Origin of the sequence: Arenibacter latericius DSM 15913 (assembly GCF_000424985.1) — a bacterium.
In the GTDB taxonomy this organism is placed as follows: domain Bacteria; phylum Bacteroidota; class Bacteroidia; order Flavobacteriales; family Flavobacteriaceae; genus Arenibacter; species Arenibacter latericius.
Genome location: NZ_AUKX01000081.1, coordinates 1 through 6528, shown reverse-complemented (window position 1 = coordinate 6528; position 6528 = coordinate 1). Strand labels below are relative to the sequence as shown.

Below are 6528 nucleotides of genomic sequence, written 5' to 3'. Positions count from 1 at the left end.
AAGACCGTTGAAGACATTGGAACCTATGCCAGATACAGAAATATAGACACTAGGTATGAAAAACTAATATCAACGCAAACTTAAACTAGAGCCTCCTATTAACATTAGTTTTTCTTTTATTAGTTTGGGGCCTCTATCATTTTTATGTAAAAAATATAATCGATTCTGTTAAGCTCCTTTCCCAGGAAAAAGAACTACAGTACGAACATTTGAAGGCCATAATGGAGAGCACTAAGAACCAAGTATGGACCTTAGATAGAAATTACAATCTTATTTTCTATAATTCTGCCTATAAAGAACATAGAAATACTTATTATGGGAATCTCCCCCCAATCGGGGAAAGCATCCTAGACTATCCCAAGGATCATGAAAACCAGCATAATAAAAAGGAGTATTATGACAGAGCGCTTTCAGGAGAGTATTTTTCCATGGAAAAGAGAGTAGTACTGAGTAAAAAGGTTTTTTATTTTGAACTAACCTACAACCCTATTAGAGATAAAGACAAACGTGTTACTGGGTGTAGTATCTATAAAAGAGATGTTACTCATCGTGTAAAAACACTAAGAAAATTAAAAGCAAGTGAAAACTCATTATTAGAGGCCCAGGAAATGGCCAATATTGGTAGCTGGGAGTGGGATGTAACTAAGGATGAAATAAAATGGTCTAAACAGCTTTACACTATTTTTGGAAAAGATGAAAAGCATTTTAAACCTAGCTATAAGGCTTTAGCATCACTGATACATAAAGATGATAGACAAGATTTTAAAAATCTATTTGAGCCTCTTGAGACTGAAGATTCTTTTAATATGACTAACAGAATAGTCCTAGAGGATGGGAGTATTAAGTTGATGCGACATATGGGAAAGGTATATCGCAACGAAAATAATACCGTGGAAAAAGTTACAGGTACCACTCAGGACCTTACCCTAATTGAACAATCTAAAAAGCAATTAATAAGACAGTATCGGGAGTTACAAAACTTTGTCTACATCGTTTCCCATAATGTAAGAGGACCAATTTCAACGATATTAAGTTTACTACAACTATACGATATAAGTAACAACTCTAAAAAAGATGAAATAGTAGAAATGGTAGGCCTCACAGTAAACAAACTAGATAGCACCATTAAAGATTTAAATCATTCGCTTTCCTTAAAAACCTTTTCCAAAAGCGATCTAGAAAGAATAGAATTAAAAAAAATCATAGAAGATGTTCTATTACTCATCTCTTCAGAAATTAAAAAAACTAATGCTAACATTCATGTGAATTTTAACGCTTCAATCCACGTTTATGGGTTAAGAAGTTATTACTCCAATATTTTTTACAATCTAATAATCAACGCCTTAAGATTCAGGTCGAGAGATAGAGAACTTATTATAAATATTGATGCTAGCTCAAATTCAATTGGCGGCATAGAGATTACTGTTTCCGATAATGGAACAGGAATGGACCTCAATGATATTAGTAGAAAGAGGATTTTTGACATGTATGGTAGATTAAGTGGTACCAATAGCGGAAAAGGACTAGGCTTGTATTTAGTAAAAGTGCAGGTTGAAGCCTTAAACGGCACTATAGAAGTACAAAGCACCTTGAACGAAGGCACTTCATTTATCTTAAACCTACCATCATATTCTTAATGGAGTCTTTACCTAGCTATTTAAAAAAACAGCTCCACCCTACTTTCTCTTTAGGAATAACAATGACTAGTTTAAAAAAACACTCTAATAATCCCAAAACTTTCCCTAGAAGTATCCTACTGTATTTTCGCCAAACCCTAGGGTATAATTATCTTTTAGGTGATTCCTTATGGACTCGCTCAATAACCTTTTCATAGTAGCGGCCATACATACAAGCATACCAAGAAGACTAGTTTAAAATGCGCTTGCAAGGATGAGAAATAATGACCGAATGGCATTTCATATTAAAGGGATAAATATGGCCTCAGGAAAAGATTTAACAGCGAATTAATTAAAAGCTACATTCCCAAAAGAGCCTCTCTAAATTCGTCTGCATATTTTCTTATAGTTTCCTTATCAAATAAGGGCTCCTCGTTTATTCTGCCAATTACAGGAGCCTTGGTTTTATTAACGATTACATCCTCGGAAGCGGGGTTTGGATTACCACTAAAGATTACCCCCACATCATATCCTTTATTCTGTAACCATTGAATAGTTAAAAGAGAATGATTAACACTACCCAAATAATGCCTAGAAACAACAATTACCTTATAATTGGGCATAATTATATCTAAAATCGTGTCCGAATCATTCAAAGGCACTAGCACCCCTCCCGCACCTTCTATCACAAGATGATTCTCTGTTATGGGCTCCACTATCTTATTAGGATCTATATAAACTCCTTCCAAAACAGCCGCTGCATGTGGATTTAAAGGAGCTTTTAGGGCATAGCTATTTTCATGGATTACCGTTTTAGAATTAGATATTAATCTTACAATGGTATCATCATCTTTATCATCACCAGTCTGTACTGGCTTCCAATAATCTGCTTCCAATGCTTCTACTATTATAGCAGAGGCAATTGTCTTGCCCACTCCTGTGGATATTCCGGTAACAAAAAACTGCATCATTTTACTGTGGTTTGGTTATGAATTCACAATTTAAACATTTAAACTTTCTTATTTCAAAAAAGGGGAAAAGTTTATAAAACAACCCTTTCCTACTGTAATATGCCTCCATCCTTTGCGCTTTACAGTTAGGGCATCTCCTTAAATTCCCCTCATCATCTATAGCATATGCGCGTATATCATTATAAATTTCAGTAGCCTTTTCCTTATCGGAATAATATACCTGAAGTTTCACTCCCCCAATAGCATTACTAATCATGGGATCGGAATTAAGGGTGTATTCATCCCTCAAGAATACAGGTATCCCGTCCGACTCTAATCGTCCTTTTAGAATCTGAACGTCAGCTACATATTCAAAAGTAGCTAGCGTATAAAACTCGGGGTTCTTCATTTATTTTCGATTAAAACAAATTGAACAATGTGGACTTTAATTTATTAATCTCCTCCTTTGTATTAAAGCTCTGCAAACAGAATCGTAATTGCACTTTCCCTTCCGGCACCATTGGAAAAAAAATGGGCTTTACATCAAACCCATTTTCTATAAGGTTAAGGCTCACTCCATTACCTTGTAGTTCCATTTTGGTGCCCCACTAAAAAAATCAATATTGGCATCGTATCCAGAATTTAACACTAGCGCCGATTCAGACCTATAAAAGTTTGCTAAATAATCTTCTAGATCATTATAAAGTTCAGAATTACTGGTTAGAATAGGGAACCAATAACACCATTGATATTTAATTATTTGTCTTCCAAACACTAGGAAACCGTATTAAAAATAGCCTCACTTTTGGCAAGACCCAAATAGTCATTAAAAGCTAAATCCAGTAAATCATGGGATACCGGCAATTTTGAAAAGGCATTATTTTCCTGTCTTTCGTTTATTTTAACCATCAATTTTCCTAAGAATTCTACCATATACCAAATGTAGTATTTCCTGTTTTAATAGTATATTCGCAAGCAGACAGATTTAAAAATATACCGCCATAAAAGCTCTAAAATAAAGCATTTCATTATGAAAAATATTTTTTTGGGATTGTTGACCCTAATCTTCACGTTAAACTTACAAGCACAAGCCATACAATATCAAATATCCTTTGATAATGCAGTGCATCATGAAGCAGAAATAAAAGCATCTTTTACCGATTTAGATTCTGGTGTCTTTTCGGTCCGAATGGGTCGCTCCTCTCCTGGCCGATACGCTATTCACGAGTTTGCAAAAAACGTTTATAACTTTAAGGCTACTGACGGCAATGGAAAACCTTTAAAGATCCATAGACCCAACCCTTACCAATGGGATATTAGCAACCACAGCGGCGTGGTTAACGTGAGCTACACTCTGTATGCAGATAGGGGCGATGGAACTTATGCCCAAGTAGATGAGACTCATGCCCACTTAAATATACCCGCTACATTTATCTATTCCCCTCAATTGACAGAACGTGAAATTATGTTAGACGTTGATGTTCGGCAAGACCTTAACTGGAAAGTGGCCACACAGTTAGAAAAACTATCGGATACCAAATTTAGAGCCCCCGATTTCCAGTATTTTATGGATAGTCCAATAGAAATTAGTGATTTTTCTGTTCGTCAGTTTGAGGTAGAGCAAAATGGCAAAACCCAAACGGTTGAGTTTGTACTACACCATAACGGTACGGAATCAGAACTAGACACCTATTTTGAACAAGTAAAAAAAATAGTCCTAGCACAAAAAGATGTTTTTGGTGAACTACCTAATTTTGACTTTGGAAAGTACACTTTCTTAGCTTGTTATATTCCCAATGCCTCCGGAGACGGAATGGAGCACCGTAATTCTACCATCCTTACCGATAGAGAAGGCTTAGCAGAAGGCGGAATGAAAAATAATATTGGTACTGTTTCGCATGAATTTTTCCATGCATGGAACGTAGAACGCATACGCCCACAATCTTTAGAGCCCTTTAATTATGCAGAAGCCAATATGAGCGGAGAGCTATGGTTTGCTGAAGGATTTACTAGTTATTACACCAATTTAATACTTTGTAGAGCTGGAATTATCACCCCAGATGAATATGTAGAAGGACTCACTAGAACTTTTAATTATGTGTGGAATTCCCCCGGCCGACAGTTTTTCAACCCAATAGAAATGAGTTACCAGGCACCTTTTGTAGATGCCGCCACCTCCGTAGATCCAGTAAATAGGGACAATACCTTTATATCCTATTACTCCTATGGCAGCATGCTCGGTTTAGCATTAGACCTTTCCCTAAGAGAAAATAAATTAAATCTAGACGATTACTTCAAGTTAGTTTGGGAAACCTTTGGTAAAAGTGAAACCCCCTACACTATAGATGATCTACACCAAACCTTGGTGAAGTATGCCGGAAAAGAGTTTGGAGACCATTTCTTTGATTATTATATTTATAAAAGTGAAATGCCTAATTATGAGAATCTGTTCCAATCCGTAGGCGTAGTCTTAAAACAGGCAACGGAACAACCCTATTTTGGTGCTAGCGTGAACATTAACCAATTTGGGGCAGGCATCATTCAGCGCAATACCCAGATTGGGAGTCCCGCTTATAAGGCAGGCTTGGAAAGGGGAGACGTAATAATGGCCGTTAACAATACTCCATTAACTTCTAATCAGACTTTTAACGATTTTATTTCCCAATATAAAGTTGGGGAGGCTTTAAAAATAGCCTATAGCCGTTACGGTATCCCAAAATTTACCGTGGTTGGCCTGACGGCTAATCCTACCTATACCATTCAATTAATGGAAAAGGAGGGTGCAAAACCAGGTAAGAAGGTATTGAAAAAGAGAAAGGATTGGCTAAAAGTGGAATAATATGGACATTCAAATAACCACTTGCACAACAGAAAACGAACTTCAGCAGATTTTAGATTTACAGAAGAAGAATCGCCCTGCCAATTTAAGTTCGGAAGAGAAGGCGCAAGAGGGATTTGTTACCGTATCTCATACTTTGGAGTTACTTAGTAGAATGAATGCTGTTTGTCCGCACATCGGTGCCAAAGATGGTGATGTAGTTGTAGGCTATGCCCTTTGTATGCACCCAAACTTTGGTCTAGAGATAGAAATTCTAAAACCAATGATTGCGGAAATAAACAGCTTACTACCCCCTCCCGACCCCTATATAATCATGGGACAGATTTGTATTGATAAGGAGTACCGAAAAATGGGGATTTTCCGTAAGCTTTACGAGGCCATGAAAGATACTGTACAGCCTAAATTCACGAGCATCATCACCGAAGTGGACACTAGCAATCCACGATCTTTAAATGCCCATTATGCAGTGGGGTTTACCGATTTAAGGACTTATGTGTCGGGCAAATATGAATGGAAATTAATCGAATTGCAATGAGCTAATCAATTTCCTCAAGATAAGCGTTGTGGAGCATTCACAATAAACTCAGCGTGAAACAACCGAAGTAATATATCAACTGGGCCTCTGTAAAAAACACAGAACAACTACTATCATATTCTACGTAAAACCCAGTGCTTCTATATAATAATCAAGTAATTTACATATTTTTTCACTATATTTATTTACACACTTCCATTGTGGATTCTAGTTGTGGCTCCTAGATTTATCCCGCATTATTCACCAAGAGTTTTTTCTTCAAGGAATTTGAGGATAAATTTTGCATTCCCTGGATTAAGGTAATTTTCCGGGATAGTTTTCCAGCTGTTAGATGAACCTTCTGTAAATTTTAGTGCAGATATGACTATTTTTAGTCCTGATATTGTTGAAATTTCCCGATAAGGCATAGGTATCCCAAGACTGATAAACAGTGAGATGAGTAACTTTTAGCCAGAGAGCAATTCCTGGAATAGATGCTGGTACACAAAGGCTTTGGAGAGCCGGTAATAAATTCTTCTTTTGGTTATTTTAATGGTAGCACCTATTTTCAGCAGGTGAGTCCTAATGCTGCTGATCTGCCATTTTTTG

At 36.6% G+C, this 6528-nt stretch carries 7 protein-coding genes; 3 read left to right on the top strand and 4 right to left on the bottom strand.

Translation table 11 applies throughout. The features are described from left to right. The first annotated feature begins 209 nt into the window (after positions 1-209). Complete coding sequence (locus tag H344_RS0116425; protein ID WP_084148838.1) at positions 210-1637, top strand: PAS domain-containing sensor histidine kinase; 1428 nt, start codon at positions 210-212, stop codon at positions 1635-1637. Between the two features lie 338 nt (positions 1638-1975). On the opposite strand, the gene bioD is transcribed toward H344_RS0116425, so the two are convergent. The 3 genes from bioD to H344_RS21800 form a co-directional block, all read right to left on the bottom strand. Then, on the bottom strand, positions 1976-2584 hold the full coding sequence (gene bioD, locus H344_RS0116415) for a dethiobiotin synthase (protein ID WP_026811272.1): 609 nt from the start codon (positions 2582-2584) through the stop codon (positions 1976-1978). A gap of 4 nt (positions 2585-2588) precedes the next feature. Next, the gene (locus H344_RS0116410) at positions 2589-2975 is read right to left on the bottom strand and encodes a putative signal transducing protein (protein WP_026811271.1); all 387 of its coding nucleotides are present in this window, start codon (positions 2973-2975) and stop codon (positions 2589-2591) included. Between the two features lie 365 nt (positions 2976-3340). Continuing rightward, entirely contained in the window at positions 3341-3499 is a 159-nt protein-coding gene (locus tag H344_RS21800; protein WP_157378361.1) for a hypothetical protein, read from the bottom strand. Positions 3500-3596: 97 nt separating this feature from the next. Between H344_RS21800 and H344_RS0116390 the strand changes: the two genes are divergently transcribed. After that, positions 3597-5405 (top strand): M61 family metallopeptidase, encoded by a 1809-nt coding sequence (locus H344_RS0116390; protein ID WP_026811269.1) that lies wholly within the window; start codon positions 3597-3599, stop codon positions 5403-5405. A gap of 1 nt (position 5406) precedes the next feature. Beyond that, on the top strand, positions 5407-5940 hold the full coding sequence (locus tag H344_RS0116385; protein ID WP_026811268.1) for a GNAT family N-acetyltransferase: 534 nt from the start codon (positions 5407-5409) through the stop codon (positions 5938-5940). Between the two features lie 446 nt (positions 5941-6386). Here the strand turns inward: H344_RS0116385 and H344_RS22460 are convergent, their stop codons facing one another. Further along, on the bottom strand, positions 6387-6515 hold the full coding sequence (locus H344_RS22460) for a transposase (RefSeq protein WP_157378286.1): 129 nt from the start codon (positions 6513-6515) through the stop codon (positions 6387-6389). Between the last annotated feature and the right edge of the window lie 13 nt (positions 6516-6528).

What these genes read in the sequence shown, in the direction of transcription:
- H344_RS0116410 (WP_026811271.1), bottom strand. Translation starts at nt 2,975, where the DNA reads ATGAAGAACCCCGAGTTTTATACGCTAGCTACTTTTGAATATGTAGCT.
- H344_RS0116385 (WP_026811268.1), top strand. Translation starts at nt 5,407, where the DNA reads ATGGACATTCAAATAACCACTTGCACAACAGAAAACGAACTTCAGCAG.
- bioD (WP_026811272.1), bottom strand. Translation starts at nt 2,584, where the DNA reads ATGCAGTTTTTTGTTACCGGAATATCCACAGGAGTGGGCAAGACAATT.
- H344_RS21800 (WP_157378361.1), bottom strand. Translation starts at nt 3,499, where the DNA reads ATGGTAGAATTCTTAGGAAAATTGATGGTTAAAATAAACGAAAGACAG.
- H344_RS0116390 (WP_026811269.1), top strand. Translation starts at nt 3,597, where the DNA reads ATGAAAAATATTTTTTTGGGATTGTTGACCCTAATCTTCACGTTAAAC.